The 18,811-nt window shown below is 58.6% G+C and carries 13 protein-coding genes and 1 pseudogene; 10 read left to right on the forward strand and 4 right to left on the reverse strand.

Annotated features, from left to right (window positions below; genetic code table 11):
• Positions 1-178 precede the first annotated feature (178 nt).
• The 7 genes from clpB to fbaA all read left to right on the forward strand — a co-directional run bounded on the left by clpB (position 179) and on the right by fbaA (position 9,374).
• Complete coding sequence (gene clpB, locus ABRP93_RS10535) at positions 179-2,734, forward strand: ATP-dependent chaperone ClpB (protein WP_349887896.1); 2,556 nt, start codon at positions 179-181, stop codon at positions 2,732-2,734.
• Positions 2,735-2,778: 44 nt separating this feature from the next.
• On the forward strand, positions 2,779-3,636 hold the full coding sequence (locus ABRP93_RS10540) for a sulfurtransferase (RefSeq protein WP_349887897.1): 858 nt from the start codon (positions 2,779-2,781) through the stop codon (positions 3,634-3,636).
• Positions 3,637-3,706: 70 nt separating this feature from the next.
• Positions 3,707-5,470, forward strand: coding sequence for a TtfA family protein (locus ABRP93_RS10545; protein ID WP_349887898.1), 1,764 nt, complete (start codon positions 3,707-3,709; stop codon positions 5,468-5,470).
• 75 nt (positions 5,471-5,545) lie between these two features.
• A complete protein-coding gene (gene pyrE / locus ABRP93_RS10550; RefSeq protein WP_349887899.1) occupies positions 5,546-6,100 on the forward strand; it encodes an orotate phosphoribosyltransferase in 555 nt (184 codons plus the stop codon).
• Positions 6,081-6,896: a TrmH family RNA methyltransferase gene (locus ABRP93_RS10555; protein WP_349887906.1), complete on the forward strand. Its 816-nt coding sequence runs from the start codon at positions 6,081-6,083 to the stop codon at positions 6,894-6,896. The genes pyrE and ABRP93_RS10555 overlap by 20 nt, the downstream gene beginning before the upstream one ends.
• Positions 6,897-6,949: 53 nt before the next feature.
• A complete protein-coding gene (locus tag ABRP93_RS10560; protein WP_349887900.1) occupies positions 6,950-8,155 on the forward strand; it encodes a glycoside hydrolase family 76 protein in 1,206 nt (401 codons plus the stop codon).
• A 184-nt stretch (positions 8,156-8,339) separates the two neighbouring features.
• On the forward strand, positions 8,340-9,374 hold the full coding sequence (fbaA, locus tag ABRP93_RS10565) for a class II fructose-bisphosphate aldolase (protein ID WP_023024081.1): 1,035 nt from the start codon (positions 8,340-8,342) through the stop codon (positions 9,372-9,374).
• A gap of 348 nt (positions 9,375-9,722) precedes the next feature.
• On the opposite strand, the gene ABRP93_RS10570 is transcribed toward fbaA, so the two are convergent.
• A complete protein-coding gene (locus ABRP93_RS10570; RefSeq protein WP_349887901.1) occupies positions 9,723-10,781 on the reverse strand; it encodes an HNH endonuclease signature motif containing protein in 1,059 nt (352 codons plus the stop codon).
• Between the two features lie 178 nt (positions 10,782-10,959).
• Between ABRP93_RS10570 and ABRP93_RS10575 the strand changes: the two genes are divergently transcribed.
• Positions 10,960-12,174, forward strand: a complete 1,215-nt coding sequence (locus ABRP93_RS10575) for an FUSC family protein (protein ID WP_349868108.1) — start codon at positions 10,960-10,962, stop codon at positions 12,172-12,174.
• A gap of 125 nt (positions 12,175-12,299) precedes the next feature.
• Here ABRP93_RS10575 and ABRP93_RS10580 read toward each other — a convergent pair whose 3' ends face one another.
• Positions 12,300-13,118 carry a hypothetical protein gene (locus ABRP93_RS10580; protein WP_349887902.1) on the reverse strand — a complete coding sequence of 273 codons (819 nt, stop codon included), beginning with the start codon at positions 13,116-13,118 and terminating at the stop codon, positions 12,300-12,302.
• 88 nt (positions 13,119-13,206) lie between these two features.
• On the opposite strand from ABRP93_RS10580, the gene ABRP93_RS10585 reads away from it, so the two are divergent.
• Positions 13,207-14,499, forward strand: coding sequence for an adenylosuccinate synthase (locus ABRP93_RS10585; protein ID WP_349887903.1), 1,293 nt, complete (start codon positions 13,207-13,209; stop codon positions 14,497-14,499).
• A 134-nt stretch (positions 14,500-14,633) separates the two neighbouring features.
• Here the strand turns inward: ABRP93_RS10585 and ABRP93_RS11730 are convergent.
• Positions 14,634-14,765 (reverse strand): annotated as a pseudogene (locus ABRP93_RS11730) (IS1249 family transposase); the annotation flags it as partial.
• Between the two features lie 402 nt (positions 14,766-15,167).
• On the reverse strand, positions 15,168-15,614 hold the full coding sequence (locus ABRP93_RS10590; protein WP_349887904.1) for a hypothetical protein: 447 nt from the start codon (positions 15,612-15,614) through the stop codon (positions 15,168-15,170).
• A gap of 1,377 nt (positions 15,615-16,991) precedes the next feature.
• Between ABRP93_RS10590 and ABRP93_RS10595 the strand changes: the two genes are divergently transcribed.
• Positions 16,992-18,811, forward strand: a 1,820-nt coding sequence (locus ABRP93_RS10595; protein ID WP_349887905.1) for a VaFE repeat-containing surface-anchored protein, incomplete at its 3' end; no start/stop codon positions are given.

The raw sequence follows: 18,811 nt of genomic DNA on the forward strand, positions 1-18,811 counted from the left end.
ATAACCTGCCCCTGCACAGGGGCAGAGTTACGAATCCTGGGTAACCTCAAGCGGAACTGCTAACAACGTAATGGGACTCAAAAAATTTGGGTTGAGTGGAATAGGCTCAACTTTATGTGCGTTATACCAAGTGAATCCTTAAAATGGATGAATAAATCTTAGAAGGAGAAACGTACAGATGAGTTCTTTTAACCCCACCACCAAAACACAAGAGGCGCTGCAGGAAGCCCTGCAGACCGCTTCCGCGAATGGCAACCCGGATATCCGCCCGGCGCACTTGCTGGCGGCCATCCTTGGGCAGGAAGGCGGCATTGCCGCGCCGGTGCTTAAGGCCACCGGCGTTGACCCGGATACCGTGCTGAAGGAAGCGCGCGAGCTGGTTAATTCTTATCCCAGCGCCGAGGGCGCCAATATGTCCAACCCGCAATTCAACCGGGATGGCCTGAACGTACTGACCAAGTCGCAGGAACTGGCGGGCGAGCTTGGCGATGAGTTCGTGTCCACCGAAGTCCTCCTCGCCGCCATCGCCGGTTCGAAGACCGACGCTGCCGAGTTGCTGACTGGACGCGGCGCAACCTACGACGCCATTAAGGGCGCCTTCCCCTCCGTGCGCGGGGCCGCCAAGGTGACCTCGGAGAACCCGGAGGACCAATTCCAGGCGTTGGACAAGTACGCCACCGACCTCACCGCGCGAGCGCGCGAGGGAAAGATCGACCCGGTCATCGGGCGCGATCAGGAAATCCGGCGCGTCGTCCAGGTGCTTTCGCGCAGGACGAAGAATAATCCGGTGCTGATTGGTGAGCCGGGCGTCGGCAAGACTGCGATCGTTGAAGGCCTGGCCCGCCGCATCGTGGCTGGCGATGTCCCCGAGTCCCTGAAGGGCAAGACGCTTATCAGCCTGGACCTTGGTTCCATGGTTGCCGGCGCCAAGTTCCGCGGCGAGTTCGAGGAGCGCCTCAAGGCGGTTCTGGATGAAATTAAGCAGTCTGAGGGCGAAATTATCACCTTCATCGATGAGCTGCACACCATCGTCGGCGCCGGCGCTACCGGAGAAGGCTCCATGGATGCGGGCAACATGATTAAGCCCATGCTGGCCCGCGGCGAGCTGCGCCTCGTTGGTGCAACCACGCTGGATGAGTACCGCAAGTACATCGAAAAGGACGCCGCCCTCGAGCGTCGTTTCCAGCAGGTCTATGCCGCAGAGCCGTCCGTAGAAGACACCATCGGTATCCTGCGCGGGCTCAAGGAGCGCTACGAGGTGCACCACGGCGTGCGCATCATGGACTCCGCCTTGGTTTCGGCAGCGGAGCTATCGAACCGCTACATCACCAACCGCTTCCTGCCGGACAAGGCCATCGACCTAGTCGATGAAGCCGGCTCCCGCCTGCGCATGGAAATCGACTCCTCGCCGCAGGAAATCGATGAGCTCGAGCGCATCGTTCGCCGCATGGAGATCGAGGAGCTCGCGCTGAAGAAGGAATCCGACGCCGCCTCCAAGGACCGCCTGGCCGCCCTGCAAGGCGAGCTCGCGGACCAGCGCGAAAAGCTCGGCGAGCTCAAGGCGCGCTGGGCCAACGAGAAGAAGGCCATCGATGACGTGCAGGATATCAAGGAAGAACTCGACGATCTCCGCCGCCAAGCAGAAATTGCCGAGCGCGACGGCGACCTCGCCCTAGCCTCCGAGATCAACTACGGCAAGATCCCGCCGCTGGAAAAGGACCTGGCCGCAGCCGAAGAAAAGGCCGCCGCCCAGCGCAATACCATGCTAGATGAGGAGGTCAGCCCGGATACCATCGCGGAGGTCGTCTCCGCGTGGACCGGCATTCCCGCCGGCAAGATGCTGCAGGGCGAGACCGAGAAGCTGCTGAACATGGAATCGGTGTTGGGCAAGAGGGTTGTCGGCCAGCGCGAGGCCGTGACCGCTGTTTCTGATGCCGTGCGTCGCTCCCGCGCGGGCGTGGCTGACCCCAACCGCCCGACCGGCTCCTTCCTCTTCCTCGGCCCCACCGGTGTGGGTAAGACTGAGCTGGCCAAGGCGTTGGCGGACTTCCTCTTCGACGATGAATCCGCCATGGTGCGCATCGATATGTCCGAGTACGGCGAGAAGCACTCCGTCTCCCGGCTCGTCGGTGCCCCTCCGGGATACGTCGGCCACGAAGCCGGTGGCCAGCTCACCGAGGCCGTGCGGCGTCGACCTTATACGCTCGTGCTTTTCGACGAAGTGGAAAAGGCCCACCCCGACGTCTTCGACGTCCTCCTCCAGGTACTCGATGAGGGGCGACTTACCGATGGCCAGGGTCGCACCGTCGACTTCCGCAATACCGTCATTATTCTGACGTCCAACCTGGGCGCCGGCGGTACGAAGGACGAGACCATGGAGGCCGTGAAGCGTGCCTTCAAGCCGGAGTTCATCAACCGCCTCGATGATGTGGTGATGTTCGAGCCGTTGTCGGAGGAACTGCTGCGCGGCATCGTGGACATCCAGCTGCGCGGTCTCACCGAGCGCCTGGAGGCCCGCCGCCTGACGCTGCAGGTATCCGATTCCGCCAAGTCCTGGTTGGCCGACCGCGGCTATGACCCCGCCTACGGTGCCCGCCCGTTGCGCCGGACCATCCAGCAGGCTATTGGTGACAAGCTAGCGAAGAAGCTTCTGGCTGGTGACATTGCCGATGGCGATACCGTCCACGTCGACGTCGCCGATGGCGGTGCTGAGCTGGATATTTCCGCTCGCTAAATTACCGGGCGAAAAATAATGCTCATGCCTTTAGACTGGAAGGCATGAGCATTTTAGTTTCCCCGCAGGAACTCAAAGAATCCATCTACCACGGCGATCGTTTCACCCTCCTCGGCACCCACTGGCAGCCCAAGACGGGCCAGAGCTTCATCGACTTTGCTTCTCTGCACATTCCCACCGCACTTTTTGGCGATACCGGCGCGGCCTTCGTCGGCCTTCCTGGTTCGCGCAATGGCCGCAATCCGCTGCCTGACGAAGATAAGCTGCAAGCCTGGATCCGCTCTTGGGGCCTGCAGGAAGACCGCCCCGTGGTGGTCTATGACGAGGGCCGCGGGCTTTTTGCCGGCCGCGCGTGGTGGACGCTGCGGTGGGCAGGCCTGACTGATGTGCGCATCCTCGATGGTGGCCTGGAAAACTGGCTCGCGCACGGTTACCAAACCCTGACGGGACCGGGCAATATTGCGGTCGGCTCGAAATTCGAGGTCACTCCCGGCCAGCTGGCTACCGCCACGATTGATGACGTCCGCGAGCACGATGGCGTGCTCATCGATACTCGTTCGAGTAACCGCTTCGCCGGCCGCCGCGAGAACCTGGATTTGAAGGCGGGCCACATTCCCGGTGCGGTCAATGTTCCCGAGCGCCTCTTCCACAACGATGGGGTGCGCACGTTGAAGTCGCCGGATGAAATCCGTGAAGTGCTGGCCGCTGCCGGATTGACTCAAGAAAACACCAAGGATGCAATCATCTATTCCGGTTCGGGCAACCACTCCGCACTGGCCCTTGCGGCGATGGAGAACGCAGGATTTACCGGCCTGCGCCACTACATCGGCGGCTGGTCGCAGTGGTCGGCAGACCCGACCAACCCGGTAGAACGCGGGGATAGGACTTCGGTTAACGATTAATTCCAATTAATCGCTCCGACTCCGACTGGTACCGGCACCGTGGGGTGCCGGTACCTATTATTATCGGGAGATGATGGCTTCTTTACTCCTGATTTTCGCACTCGTGCTCGGCATCGCCGGTGGCTTCTTGCTGTACTACGACCGCACGCAGCGCGCAGCCGATGCCCAGCGTGATACTGCATCCCAGCACGACCGGAAAGACTGGGACACCTGGGAAGACCAGGATGCGCCTTCCCACGCACGCCCCGAAACTAAAGAGGAAACTGAAGAGGATGCGGAAGACGCCGCAGGCTCTGAGGCCGTTACAGATCCTGAGAGCGAAGGCAGTACTGAGGCCCACCCCGGTTTCGAGGCGAAGTACTCGCCGTCCCCCGATGTTGAATCCGATCCTGATTCCATTCGCTCTTCAGGCCGCCACCATCGCACGGTAGGCGATTCGGACCGCAGCGGTGACGACAGGGCGAGTGAGGATAGCGCCAGTGACGCCAATGCCAGCGACGAAGCCAGCGCTAACGACTCCGAGGCTGTTTCAGATAATGGCGTTGTAAAAGGCGACGCCTCCACCGCAACCACTGCTGCCTCTACCTCCGACACCAATGCAGCAGCACCCGCATCCGGTTCTGACAGCGTCAACAGCTCCGACAATGTCGGCAGAACTGGCAGTGCTGTCCGTGCCAACACTGCAGGCAACACAGAAAAGACGTCGGAAGCTGGCGCAGATTCTGACATTAACCAGGATGCGGACTCAGACGCAGAAACGGAATCGGGTGCGGATAACTCCCTCGAAGAGGCAGGCCAAGAGGGGACTGAAGAGCCACCGGAAGGTCACGCAAAGCCTAAGCCGGTAGGGCGGCCGCGGCCGCTTATCCCTGGCACCATTCGTCGGGAGCGCAAGAACTGGGCGGAGACCCGGGGTTTTGAGTACATGAAGTCGGACCAGTACCTTGTCGATGAATGGACAAGGGGAGTGGCCTCCTCCGGCGCCGCGCCGAAAGACATCGTTGCCGGCAACGTGTATGGCCACGAAATGTTGCTGATGGATATTGACGGCGTCAATGTGATGGCGATGCGGACGGGAGCGGCATCGGATGTGGTCGTTGATTTTCAGCGCTTCGAAAGTCAAGAGGCCGAGATGTCCGAGGACCTGCTATTGGCCATGCGCATCGAGGGTTTCGATGTATATTCCTCCGATCGCGGTGTGACGGAGCGGATGGTAGACGAACGCGTGCGCATCGCGCTGCAACGCATGCCGGAGGTGGTCTCGGCGCTGTGGCTGGAAACCGAATGGGTTTTGGCACAAACCACCAAGCACTCGCGCACCGCGGATTGGGAGGCAATGCTGCCGCCCCTGGCTTTACTTGCCGATGCTTCCCGCGTCCTTCCGCCCCGTTCCTCCTCCGTGCATACCATCCACCTTGAGGACTTGGACCCGGCCAGGGAAATTCCCGCGGCACCTGTGGTCGACGCGGTGGGTGGAACAGCGGCGGCGGGGCAGCCGGAGTTTTCCCGGCCGGTCATCCAGCGGCCGGAGGAACCGTTGGATATGCCCTCGCGCACGTACTCCGAGACCCGTGGCCCGGTTGAACACACGGCGATTGGGGCGGACGAGGTCGATGCCATTGCCGATGGCAATGAACGCCCCACCCCCGACTCAGGTACCGCCCGCCTACCGCGACAGCAATTCGGGGAGGCTTCCATCTTCGACGACGCTTCGGGAGATGCTTCCGATGACGGCCGCGACGCAGCCTCCCAAGACGCCAGTGGCCCGGCCGCGGCAAGGGATAAAGGGGATAAAGACCGCCGTGACGATTCCGGGCCACAGCAGGGGGAGTAGCCTAGAATGTTGCGTTGGCCCATGTAGCCAGGACTTTCCTCATGTGCCGAAAATCTCTAAAGAAGGAGCAATGCGATGACTGAAGTGCACCTGCAAGAAGACAAGAAGAAGCGTCTTGCGGAACTGGTCAAGGAGCTTGCCGTTGTGCTCGGCAAGGTGACTTTGTCCTCGGGTAAAGAGGCCGATTACTACGTTGATTTGCGCCGTGCGACCTTGCACCACGAAGCCTCCCGCCTCATCGGGTCCTTGCTTCGCGAGCTCACCGCGGATTGGGATTTTGCGGCTGTGGGAGGCCTCACCCTTGGCGCGGACCCGGTAGCGACCTCAATCATGCATGCCGATGGCCGCGATATTGATGCCTTTGTCGTGCGCAAGGAAGCCAAGAAGCACGGCATGCAGCGCCGCATCGAGGGCGCGGACGTGACTGGAAAGAAGGTGTTGGTGGTCGAGGACACCACCACGACCGGCAACTCGCCGCTCACGGCAGTCGCCGCATTGCGCGAAGCCGGAGCAGAAGTGGTCGGCGTAGCTACCGTCGTTGACCGCGCCACCGGAGCCGAAGACGTCATCTCGGCCGAGGGCCTTGAATACCGTTCCCTGCTTGGCTTGGATGACCTTGGACTCGCGTAACGAGATGGACCAGGCATCCCAGGCCGAGTCGATCGGTCAGGATGCGCAGGCCGGGCAGGGTGCGCGTGGCGAGAGTATTGCGCGGGCCGCGCAGGGCGAGAGTGCTGCGCAACAAGAGCAGCAGGAGCAGCAAGAACAGCCCGAGGAGGCGAAGGGGCCGACCGAATGGAATGAGGGCCGGCACGGCGTGGGGCCCTGGGAAGGGCCCTGGCCGGAAGGGCCGGAGGCGGACAAATACGATCCGGAGCTGCTGCGCGAGGGCGACCGGCGCAATGTCGTCGACGCGTATCGGTATTGGCGGAGGGAGGCGATTAAGGGGGACATCGATAAGCGGCGGCACAGCCTGCATATCGCCATCGAGAACTTTGAAAATGACGCCAATATCGGCACCGTCGTGCGCACCGCCAACGCCTTTGCCGTCGATACCGTCCACATTGTGGGGCGGCGCCGGTGGAACCGCCGCGGTGCCATGGTGACAGATAGGTATCAGCATCTGCGGCATCATGAGAGCGTCGATAAGCTCATTGCCTGGGCAGCCGAGCAAGACCTGACGGTCGTGGCCCTTGATAACACCCCCGGTTGCGTGCCCCTCGAAACCGCCGAACTGCCGGAACGCAGCCTGCTGCTATTCGGGCAAGAAGGCCCCGGCGTCAGCGCCGCCGCGCAAGATGCCGCCCTGATGACCTGCTCCATCGCGCAATTTGGCTCTACGCGGTCCATCAACGCGGGCGTGGCCGCGGGCATCGCCATGCATACTTGGATCCGGCAGCACGCCGATCTGCACAATTCCTGGTAAGAGATCGTTACACTAACTGTAATAAACCTTGCTACTGGAGTGATAAAGAAATCGTGGAAGAAAAGTGGGCCCACCGCGCCGAACTCGCGGAAACCGCCATTGATGAGCGCCATGCGCATTCCGTATGGGGCCTGCCGCGAACCAACCTCGCCATCGTCAGCTGGCCGCCCACCACGAAAGAAAAGCTCCTCGTGCACTGGCACTACTGGTGGCAGGCGCACTACCTCGATTGCCTCGTCGATGCGGCGGAGCGGAAGAATACTAAGGCCCGCCGCCAGCGCATCCTTGACACCATGCGCGGGATTCGCGTGCGGAATCTTGCGCAGTTGACCAAGAATAAGTACTTCGACGACAAAGCCTGGCTCGCCCTCGCTCTGGGGCGTGTGGGCGAGGTAAAAAAGATGAAATCGCCCAAGGCGTTAGCGTCTTTGCAGGGAAATATCACCGAAGGCCTCGATGACTCGCTGGGCATTTTGCCGTGGCGCGATGGCGAGAACTTCATGAATGTGCCGGCCAATGGCCCTGGTGCAATCATGCTGGCGCGGATGGGAAAGATTACCGCGGCCCGCCGCATTGTTGACTGGGTCTACGACAACTTGGTCAATGAAGATGGTTTCATCATGGACGGCGTGCGCATGCGCATGGATGGCCCTGAGATCGTCAAACAAGTTCACCCGTATTGCCAAGGCGTGATGCTGGGAGCATGCCTGGAGATTGTGTTGGCGATGCGGGAGGAGTCGAGCATCGGCAAGCTGGAGCAGATCGACAGCGTCTACGAGGCCGAGCTGGCATCCGAGATGATGAGCTACATCATCAAGATCCGTGGCCTGGTGCAGGCTATTGCTTCCGGGATGGCGACTCCGTCTGGCGTCGTGGATTGGGAGACCGGTGATGGTGATGGCGGCCTGTTTAAGGGCATCCTGATGCGCTATCTTGCTGATGTCGCCGTGCGGTTGCCCGGAGACTCACCCGCGAACCGGGCCACCAAAAAGTTGGCGACCCGCATGGTGGTGGCGTCTGCCGAATCCGTGTGGGAGCACCGCCTCGAGGTTGATGGTCTGCCAATTTTTGGCTCTGACTGGACCGCCGATGCTCGCCTACCGCACAACTACGGCTTCGGGCACACGACCGTGAGTGAAAAGATGGGAATCATTCGCGTGGATGAGCGCGACCTTTCCGTGCAGCTGTCTGGTTGGATGCTTCTGGAGGCGTGTGCTCGGGTGGCTCGTGACCTGCATAAAACATCGGGTCGCGATTAACGGCGTTTAACCGTGCTGTTAAACACCTTGCGCGGGGTTTGTCGTGTGGGGGCGCGTCATTTTTGAGAGTTGGGTAGTAAACACAGGAAATGTCACACCAATTTTGCGGCGGGAATCCGCAAATGTGGGCATAATTGAGTGTTGGAACGTGTTTGACCGCAATCCCACTTAAGGATGGAATTTCATGCCAATTGCAACCCCCGAGGCGTATAACCAGATGCTGGACACCGCGAAGCAGAACGGCTTCGCATTTCCAGCCATCAACTGCACCTCGTCTGAAACGATCAACGCAGCACTGAAGGGCTTTGCCGAGGCAGAGTCTGACGGCATCATCCAATTCTCCACCGGTGGCGCAGAGTTCGGCTCTGGCCTCGCGGTCAAGAACAAGGTTAAAGGTGCTCAGGCCCTAGCCGCCTTCGCGCACGAGGCCGCGAAGCACTACGGCGTCAATATCGCCCTGCACACCGACCACTGCCAGAAGGAAGTTCTGGACGATTACGTTCGTCCGCTGATGGCTATTTCTCAGGAGCGCGTTGACCGCGGTGAGAACCCGCTCTTCCAGTCCCACATGTGGGACGGCTCTGCTATTCCGATCGATGAAAACTTGGTCATCGCCCAGGAGCTTCTGGAAAAGGCGAAGAAGGCCCACATCATTCTCGAGGCAGAGATTGGTGTCGTTGGCGGCGAAGAAGACGGTGTCGAGGCCAAGGCCGGCGATAACCTGTACACGACTCCGGAAGACTTTGAAAAGACCATCGATGCCCTGGGCACAGGCGAGAAGGGCCGCTACTTGTTGGCCGCTACCTTCGGTAACGTGCACGGCGTCTACAAGCCGGGCAACGTGAAGCTGCGCCCCGAGGTCCTGCTGGAGGGCCAGAAGGTTGCGCAGAAGAAGCTCGGCCTGAGCGAGGGCGAGCACGCCTTTGACTTCGTCTTCCACGGCGGCTCCGGCTCCGAGAAGGAGAAGATTGAAGAGGCGCTGCGCTACGGCGTCATCAAGATGAACGTGGACACCGATACCCAGTACGCGTTTACCAACCCAGTGGCTCGCCACATGATGGAAAACTACGACGGCGTGTTCAAAATTGACGGCGAGGTAGGCAACAAGAAGGTCTACGACCCACGCTCCTACCTGAAGAAGGCAGAGCAGGGGATGTCCGAGCGCGTCATCGAGGCATGTCAGGACCTCCACTCCGTGGGTAAGACCACGGCCAAGTAGGACGAGTCCCAATTAGCTCCATGTTGAGCTGAAGCCGAAGGCGCGACCGCGCTGTAGGCACGACGAAGTAGCCGCTTCCCCCTGTGTGGGAGGCGGCTCTTCCTATTTCTGGTCCGATCTCTGGACCTATTGCTGGGCCCATCTGTGGGGTGCGAGGATGCGGCGGGGGCTTGCCGGGTATGAGACAGAGCAGGCACGTATGCCAGATCAGCCAGACAAGCTATGCCGGCCCGACCAGCTATGCCAGCGAGATTGGGCAGAAATATAGGCTGGCAAGGCCAGGCGGGAACGGCAGGCCCAGCGACCCGAGTGGATTAGACGGACCAGACGGACTGGGTGGGGTGAGGATTAGGCGTAACTCCTTGTTGGTCGTGGTGAATGGGCGGGTGAGGGGATGAACCGCGGGTTACCGCTCCACGGCGGGATCCAAGCGATGCGGCCCTTGATGCGAACCATGCGCCCGCGTGCGGTGGGTCGGGAATCATCATCTTGGTTCACCGCATTGTGATGGGCACAGAGCGTTACGAGGTTTTCTTGGTTCGTGGGGCCGCCGGCGGCCCAGGCGGTGAGGTGGTGGACTTGGGCGTCATCGGCAGGCGTGGAGCAGCCGGGCCAAGCGCAAATAGGATGTTCCGCGCGGGCTAGCATGCGCTGCTTCCAGCTGGCCATGCGTTCGGTGCGATACAGGTTTACCGCGCCGTGCTCGGGGTGAACCAAGCTGACGTAACCACGTTGGGCGAGGGTGCGGGCGACGAGCTGGGCGCCGGACATGCGCGCGCCGTTGGAAAGCTGAAGCATGATGTCATCGCCCTGGCCAGCAGTGATGTGATCTAGTTGGTCGAGGGTAATGATCACGTTGGTATGGACCGCGGGGAGCGCGCCGGGATTGCCCTCGAGGATGACCTGCTTGGCCGCCGCAAGCGGGTTTTCCTTATCCACGGAAGCGAGAACGCCCTTGATATCTGCGATATCCGTGGGGTCCGCGGTGATGGAGATGGTGTGGGGGCCATTGGGGCGTCGGGTGTAGCGGACGCCGTGGGAGGGCCGCTTGGCGGGGTTGAGCTGCTTGAGGCGCTTTTTCGCGATCGCCGGAATCAGGTGGGCTTCCGCGCGGCAGAGCTCCAGGCGGAGATCCCAACTGCGGTTGGTGTCTTTCACGCGGTGGGCGAAAGACTCGATGCTTTCAAGCACAGCGAGGTCGTGGCCGCGTGAACGAGCTGCCTCGCAGGCGAGGCGCTGCTTGCGGCTATTGGAGGTGCGGCCGAAATAGGTGTGTTGCAGGCGGGCGAGTTGCGCGGCGAGGAGCTGGCTGGCGCCGGCCTCGATGAGCTGCTGTTCGGAGCATCCCTGAAACTCGGCGACGAGGTCCACACCGCGACGGCAAAGTTGCAAAAATTCTGTGTTCACGGCTCCTGACCGTAAAAGCGGAATGGGTATGCGGCAATGGATAAGTAGGGCGAAACGGCGAATCTGTGGAATTCTCGCGCTGCTGGGGTCGCTGAGGCGCGCATATAGCGCGTTATCCACAACCTGGCGCGGGCCGGGATGCGGGTATTCGGGGGGCGGTGGTAGAGAGCGGTCTTCTATGCTGGAGGACATGTCGGAAGCGAAACAAAGAGTCTCAACGAGGCAAATGCTGCGGGTGGTGGACCGCTCAGTATTATCGCGTCTGCAACGCATCCGTTCGCGCTTCGTTTATATAATCCAGGCCACCGTTGGTGCCGCATTGGCGTATTGGGTGGCTAGCTCTCTCTTTGGGCATCCGCAGCCGTTCTTCGCGCCTATTTCCGCGGTTATCATCCTGGGGCTTTCGGGCGGGGACAGGATGAAGAAGGCATTGGAGATGTCGCTAGGCGGCATCGTCGGCGTGGCTGTGGGCGATTTGCTCTTCCAAGTGGTGGGGCAGGGCCCGTTCCAGATCCTGTTCATCGTGGGAGCCGGCCTGGTGGTGGGGTCCTTTATTACGAAATCGCCGCTGGTGTCCAACCAGATTGTTTTTGGTTCCATCCTTATCGCCACGATTTTTCCGCCGACCGAGGGGCCGGGTGGCTTGCACCGGGCCATCGACGCGATGATTGGTTCCGGCATTGGGCTTATCACGATTGCACTGATCCCGAATTCGCCGTTGAAGGAAGCAAGGCGCGAGGTGTCGAAGGTGCTGCGGATTGCATCGAGCATTCTCAATGACGTCACGCATGGCATCCGCGATACCAATCCTGAGATTATTCGCGATGCCCGCGATGCGGTGCGCGGCACGCAAAATGACGTGAATACGCTGTTGAGTGCGGCGCAGTCGGGCAGGGAGGCATCGGAAGTATCGCCGCTTTTGTGGACCTCGCGCAGGAGCATTCGGTCCCTGGAGCGCATCCTGTTGCCGGTAGATAATGCGGTGCGCGGGGTGCGGGTCTTATCGCGCCGCGCGCTCGTGCTTACTGAAGACGGTGATAGCGTGTCCGAAAAGCAGCTAGAGCTCTTGGAAGAACTATCAGAAATTATCCTCGCGGTGGGAGAGCTTTACGGCAGGCAAAAGCGGGACCACGATGAGGCGATAGAGATACCCGAGCTGGTACAGCGACTGCGCTACGTGGGTGGTCAAGCAGGCATGGATCTTATCGAAGAAGACGCGACGCTTTCTGCGTATACGATTCTCGCGCAGACGAGGTCCATTGTTGTGGACATGCTCATGGTATGCGGGCTCTCGCGCGAGTCCGCCGTTGCGCACCTGGTTCCTACCTCTACGCACCCGGCGTTCCCGCCGGAGGTGTGGGAGCGCAAAGATAAGCCGAAAGGGCAGAATTAGCAGGACCACGCCCGGATATCCGCCGAGCGGGGCGCTTGCCGAGTTGCGCGAGCTGAGTCAACCGAGGGCCGAGTCAGCGGAGACGGGGTGAGCTGGCTGGACCGGCGTTAGCTGTGACGGGTGGACTAGGGGCGCACGACTTGGAGGTCGCGCAGATGGCGGTAGAAGGTGACGCGGGTGAGGGGGCGTTTGTGGGGGATGGCATCGACAAGCACGCGCAGCTGGGGGCCGCCTGCCTGGACCGCGCGGCCGGTGTGGACGGAGTCTGGGTCGAGGCGACCGGGCTTGCGCAGGAGGGAACGCAGGAGGCGGCCTTCGGGCTCGACTGGAGAGGTTGCGCGGGCCGCCAGGATGCCCGGGGCATCGGTCATGGGGACCAGCCGCGCGCCAAAAGTGCCGCGGCCGGAGGCGGCGAGGGTGTCATCATCGATGATGATTTCACCGGTAAGCGGGCCATTCGACCAATCTGAGATGGTTGCTGAGCCGGCGACGGCCTGGCCGGAATCATTGCGGATGAGCGGCACCGGGCGAACCGGGGCGGTGCGGGCGACCTCGAGGGACTCCTGCGGCGCGGCGGGCAGGCCCCAATTAGCGGCGGCGGCCGACTCGCCCGTGGGAATGAACGCTACCTCAGCCCACAGGTTATCGGCGCGCATGAGCCGGGTGATGACGGCGTTCAGCGCCGAATCCGAGCCCGCAACCACGATGCGCAGGCGGTCCTCCAGGTAAGGCTCCTGCGGGGCGGCGGCAGGGGCGCCGAGGTGGCGGACATCGGGCTGCGCGGCGATCTCGTCAAGCGAAGGCGTGGGGTCGTGGGGGAGGAGGTTGGTGGCGGCGGCATCGATAAGCGAGAGCTCCTTGCGGGAAGGAACGGCCGAAAGGTCATAGGCCTCTGCGGGCAAATCAACGCCGGGGGCGCCGCAGCGGAGGAACAAAAAACGCATGCACATCATGCTACGTGGGCTATTGCGGCCAGAAAAGTGTAAGGTAAATGCGTATTTTGGCTTCAATAATGAGGAAGTGACTTAAAAGATGGCAGCGATCGTCATTGTCGGCGCCCAATGGGGCGACGAAGGCAAGGGCAAGGCTACCGATATCCTTGGCGGGAAAGTTGACTACGTAGTCAAGCCGAACGGCGGCAATAACGCCGGGCACACCGTCGTGGTCGGCGGTGAAAAATACGAGCTGAAGCTCCTGCCCGCCGGTATTCTTTCTGAAAACGCCATTCCCGTGCTGGGCAATGGCGTGGTGATTAACCTCGAGGCGCTCTTTGATGAGATTGATGGCCTGGAAGCGCGCGGGGCAAATGCCTCCCGCCTGAAGATTTCCGCGAATGCGCACCTCGTGGCGCCGTATCACCAGACCCTCGATCGCGTGCAGGAGCGTTTCCTGGGCAAGCGCGCCATCGGTACCACCGGCCGCGGCATTGGGCCGACCTACGCCGATAAGGTCGCGCGCATTGGCATCCGCGTGCAGGATATTTTCGACGAGTCCATCCTGCGCCAGAAGGTCGAGTCCGCGCTGGAGATTAAGAACCAGATGCTGGTGAAGATGTACAACCGCAAAGCCATCGAGGCTGAGCAGATTGTGGAGTACTTCCTAAGCTACCGCGACCGCCTGCGCCCCATGGTCATCGACGTCGAGCTCGAACTGAACGAAGCGCTTGCTAATGGCCAGAATGTGCTCATGGAGGGCGGCCAGGCCACCATGTTGGACGTTGACCACGGCACCTACCCGTTCGTGACTTCCTCGAACCCGACTGCGGGTGGGGCATCGGTTGGCTCTGGCATTGGACCGACGCGGATTAAGACCTCGCTGGGCATTATCAAGGCCTATACAACCCGCGTTGGCGCAGGCCCGTTCCCCACGGAGCTGTTTGATAAGTGGGGCGAGTACCTGCAGACCACCGGCGGCGAGGTCGGCGTGAACACCGGCCGCACGCGCCGCTGCGGCTGGTACGATTCCGTGATTGCTCGCTACGCCACGCGCGTGAATGGTTTTACGGATTACTTCTTGACCAAGCTCGATGTGCTCACCGGCATTGGGGAGATTCCTATCTGCGTGGCTTATGACGTTGACGGCAAGCGTTACGACGAGATGCCGGTTTCCCAGTCTGAGTTCCACCACGCCGAGCCGATTTTTGAAACCATGCCGGCGTGGGACGAGGACATCTCTGAGTGCACCACCTTCGAGGAACTTCCACAGAAGGCACAGGATTATGTGCTGCGCTTGGAGGAACTGTCTGGCTGCCGCATCTCGTATATCGGCGTCGGCCCTGGCCGCGTCCAGACCATCGTGCGACACGATGTCATGGAGGACCAGTAACGGACACAGTTGCATTGATGAGCCCCGCCCAGCCGGGAGCTCATAAAAGTAAGAAGGGGCGGGTTAAACGACAAAATGTGTTGTTTTCCGGCGTGTCGGGTTAAACGACATTTTGTGTTGGTGGACTGCGTGGTTTAGGGCATGTGGCCTTTGCGTATTCCCATAGAGTGGTTATAGGCACTGTCGAAAGTTGCTGGTCGGCCGTATTCACGGCCGCTGGTGGCTTGCGTTTCTTGGCTGGCTAGGGTGTGTGCTTTGGCTAAGGCCTGGCCTCTGATGCGTCCACTTTCCTGGCTCAGCCTCTAGCGCGAGTGACAGTGGCTTTACAGGTGTTCCATCGCCATCGCTGGCGGATTGATGCTTGTAGTCCCGTATTTTGGTGCACGCCCTGCTACAGACGGGGCATCGAGGATGATTCTTACTCATCCATTCATCGTGAACCTCGGCGCCTAGCACATCAGCACGCCCCCGGTGGTATTTCAGGCCCGAGACTGCGTTATCCCTCCGGATAAGTGAAATAATCCTAATACCAGCAGGCCAGACTGGCTAAACATATAACTTCACCAACACATCCTGTCGTTTAGGCCGAAGGGGCGAGGTACCTTGGTGAGGTACCTCGCCCCTTCTTTAGGATCCTCGGGGCTCCCCGAGGCTATGCCCGTTCAGCTTTAGTAAGCAGCGGTCAGGTTGTCGTAGCCATTGATCTTGAGTGCTTCCAGCACGCGGTCCACGGCTGCCTGATCAGTATCCGGGTTATAGGTTTCCGGGAAGGTCAGGTGTGCGCTGTGGCTGTCCTTGAAGTCGATGTTCATGAACTCGTGGCCCAGCTCGTCAGTAGCGAGCGCGAGTTCGCGCTGCACAGCCAACTTACCGCTCTGCAGGATGGGCGCAGAGTAGTCCTGGTCTCCGTTGATTACATCTTCCTTGTCACCGGTGATGCGGCCTTTTTCGGCGTGAGCGCCGGGCTCATCGGACTGGTTGGTAGACTGCTCAGCGTCAGCGGTCTGGTTTACCTCTGGCTCAGCAAGCTGGTCCTGGGCGTCAACTGGGCCCGTACTGCCAGTTAGAGGCAGTACAGCAGCGATGGCGCTAGCAATAAAAGAAGGAATAGACATTTCCGGTCCTTTCTGGGGTTAGTGTTTTAAACCGATAAAAATACTAGCACCGTAAAAGGTGTGTAACTAGATGAAAGTCATCTTGTTGACAATGCCATTAATAGAAAATTTGATCACTATTACTAAAGGGGAATATCTCTGAATGAGATCTGCCTATTCGACCTGCATTAACTGAATCAAACTGTGAGAAGCATCAATGGTCTTTGATCGGATGATTTGAAACATAGCTAGCGTGGCTGGCGGTGTTGGGTCAAGATCCTTCACTTTTATTAACTTAAGATTATCTAAATGTAAGCTATCGGGATACCTTAACTCTTCTATCGAACGCTGGGAAATAGCTCTGCTTTGCGATTTTCGAGAACCCGTATTGGGTGCATTTTATCGCTGCACCGTGGTTTTATAAAGTGCAATTTTATTGAACAGGTGTATATCTTGAGTGTGACGTGTCGAACAAAATGAAATTTTTCTTAACTTTAAATCAGTTTCTTCGATCAGCGCTTGGGGAAAGGTTGGATTATGCTGCGGGCTGACTGAAGTGTAGAAAAATCGAACGTATGGACGTCTGAAGTATGTTCCTGTTGCCTCAGAGGACTGGGAAGCATGAAGATGTGATTTACAAATTTCCTGGTGACGGAGGTTTTAAAAATCTGCACGTTTAATCTTAATGGTGTAAAGGCTGAACGTGGATATTGGTGTTAACAGTGTTAATAAACACTGTAAATGTGTTAAAATACGCAGTGTATATTCCTTCGGGTGGCGAATCGCTCTGCATTGAATATCGAACATAGGTTTATTTGTCGAAGGTTTTTCCTCCAAGCGTTCCTTATGTTCTATCCATAGATCGATAAAAACTATTAGTAGATGTATCAACGTTAACAGTGTGGATCTGTTTCATTAAATGTCAGGGATTGGTACTCTCCAAAAGGCACAAATGGCGGCAATCTGAATGGTTGGTAAACCGAGATTCCTTGCTGTGTGTTCAAGTTCATATTAAAACTCTGCACGGATAAAAAGCCGTTGTGCAGTCGGAAGTTGTAAGAATTCGTCCTTTCGAAAAGGGGAAAAATGAGTGGAGTGAGAGATTTCCCTCGTGGAAGGTGGTCGGTTTTAACCGCAGTGCTTGCTGTTATTGCGGTTATCGCTGCCATGGTCACAGTTCCAGGGGCTAATGCTCAAGAATCGGGCGGTCAGGTTGATATCACCGCTAATGATGATTTGGGTAACCCTAATGGAAAGATTAGCGGCGGAGACCCTGAATGGGGTTCGCTCGTCTGGGCGGGAAAACCGCCGAAGGAAGCTAGAAAATATCGTAATTGGGCTAATCCGAAAAACAATGCCGGTTGGGCATGGTGTATCGACATCGGTAAATATCATCCGATGCATCGGACAAATGGGGCACTTTACGATATTGATCAGGCTGGCAAGGTGGAGATCCCCGAAGAGCGTCGTGACGCTGCAATTAATGTGGCCACGAAGATGATACAGGCCTATAAACAAGGCGATAAGGCAACGGTAGCTACCTACTCAGTTTACTTGAGTGCCTTAATTGGTGATCCGTCTGTTCAAGAACGCGTGCACGAGTATATGACTGCCCCAACCGCTGACGAACAGTTAAACGATATTTTTGCACAGACCATGGGGTTCTACCATGGTAGTCTCGAAGAATTTACCCAGCTCACCGGTTTCACGGTTGAAGATTCAGCAGGTTGGCCTTTGGTCCATGTGTCTGGGGTGGATGTTCCCAAAGCTCCTGAAGATGCCTATATCACCGTAGTGGGACCTGACGGGCGCTTAATAGGGCAAGGTTCATTAGGCGCTACCGGTAGGTTTCAACGTTTGATGCCGCCGGATCAGCCGGGCCTGCCCGATACCGAAGAGGAGCAGCCGGAAGAATCTACGACTCCCGAGCAACCTTCTGAGGAAGAAACCACGGAAGACGAGCCTACGGAGGAAGAGTCCACTCCGAATTCCACCGAAGAGCAACCTTCCGATGAGGAGACCTCGACTGAGGAGACCACTTCCTCTGAGGAACCTTCGACGGAGCAATCCACTACTCAGCCAAGCACTGAGCCTAGCGAATCGACTCCAACTACTAGTGCATCTGAGAAGAAGTTGCAGCCAAAGATTGGCACCAAGGCAGAGTTTGCCGACGATGCTGATCAGGTTGTTGCTGGCGCAAAGGTAAAGGACACGGTTCACTACGAAGATCTGGTCCCGCACAAGGAATACACTCTTGAGGCTGAGCTGAAGGATAAGGCTGGGGACAACCAGGTCGTCGGCAAGGGCAAGAAGACCTTTACTCCAGAACAGTCCTCCGGTGACGTGGACGTGGAGATCACTGTTGACAGTGATCTTAAGAAGCCTATTGACGCGGCAGTCGCCTTTGAGACCTTGACCTCTACTGAGGTTGATGCGGAAGGAAAGTCCACCTCTGATTCTGACAAGAAGAATGTCATCGCTGAGCACAAGGACTTGAGCGACGAGGCACAGACCGTAAATTCCGTCTGGAACCCAGAGATTGCCACCAAGGCTAAGCTGGATAAGGGCGAGACAGTTAAGTCCGGCGCTAAGGTAACCGATACCGTTAAGTACAAGGACTTGGTCCCAGGGAAGAAATACACCCTGAATGCGGAATTGGTTAATAAGGCAGACGAGTCTGTGATTGGTAAGGGTGAAAAGACCTTTACCCCGAAGAAGTCCGCTGGCAAGGTTGACGTGGAAATCACTGTTGACAGTGACGTAAAGAATCCGGTCAAAGCTGCGGTTGCTTTCGAGGAGTTGACCTCTACTTCGGTTAATGCCAAGGGCGAGGAAACTCCTGATGCTGAGAAGCCGAACCATGTTGCTGAGCACAAGGACATTAATGACAAAGACCAAACCGTAAACTCTAAGAAGGACAACAAGCCTTCGGAGTCGTCTTCGTCGGAGACTTCAACTACAAGCTCGAAGCCAAGCACCTCGGAGTCCAACAGCTCTGAACCATCGACGGAGAGCAGCTCGGAATCTGAGACCTCGGAGCCATCGGACTCGGAGACCTCCTCTTCGAAGACCACGACCAGTACTGAGCCTTCAAGCACGACTTCTTCGGAAAAGCCGGAGGAGCCTGCTGATACTTCTGCAAAGCCGGAGATTTCGACGAATGCTGATTTTGCTCAGGGTTCGCATGAGGTTGTTGCTGGTGCTGAGATTGTTGATGA

The organism is Corynebacterium sp. KPL2850 (assembly GCF_040225855.1).
Lineage (GTDB): Bacteria > Actinomycetota > Actinomycetes > Mycobacteriales > Mycobacteriaceae > Corynebacterium.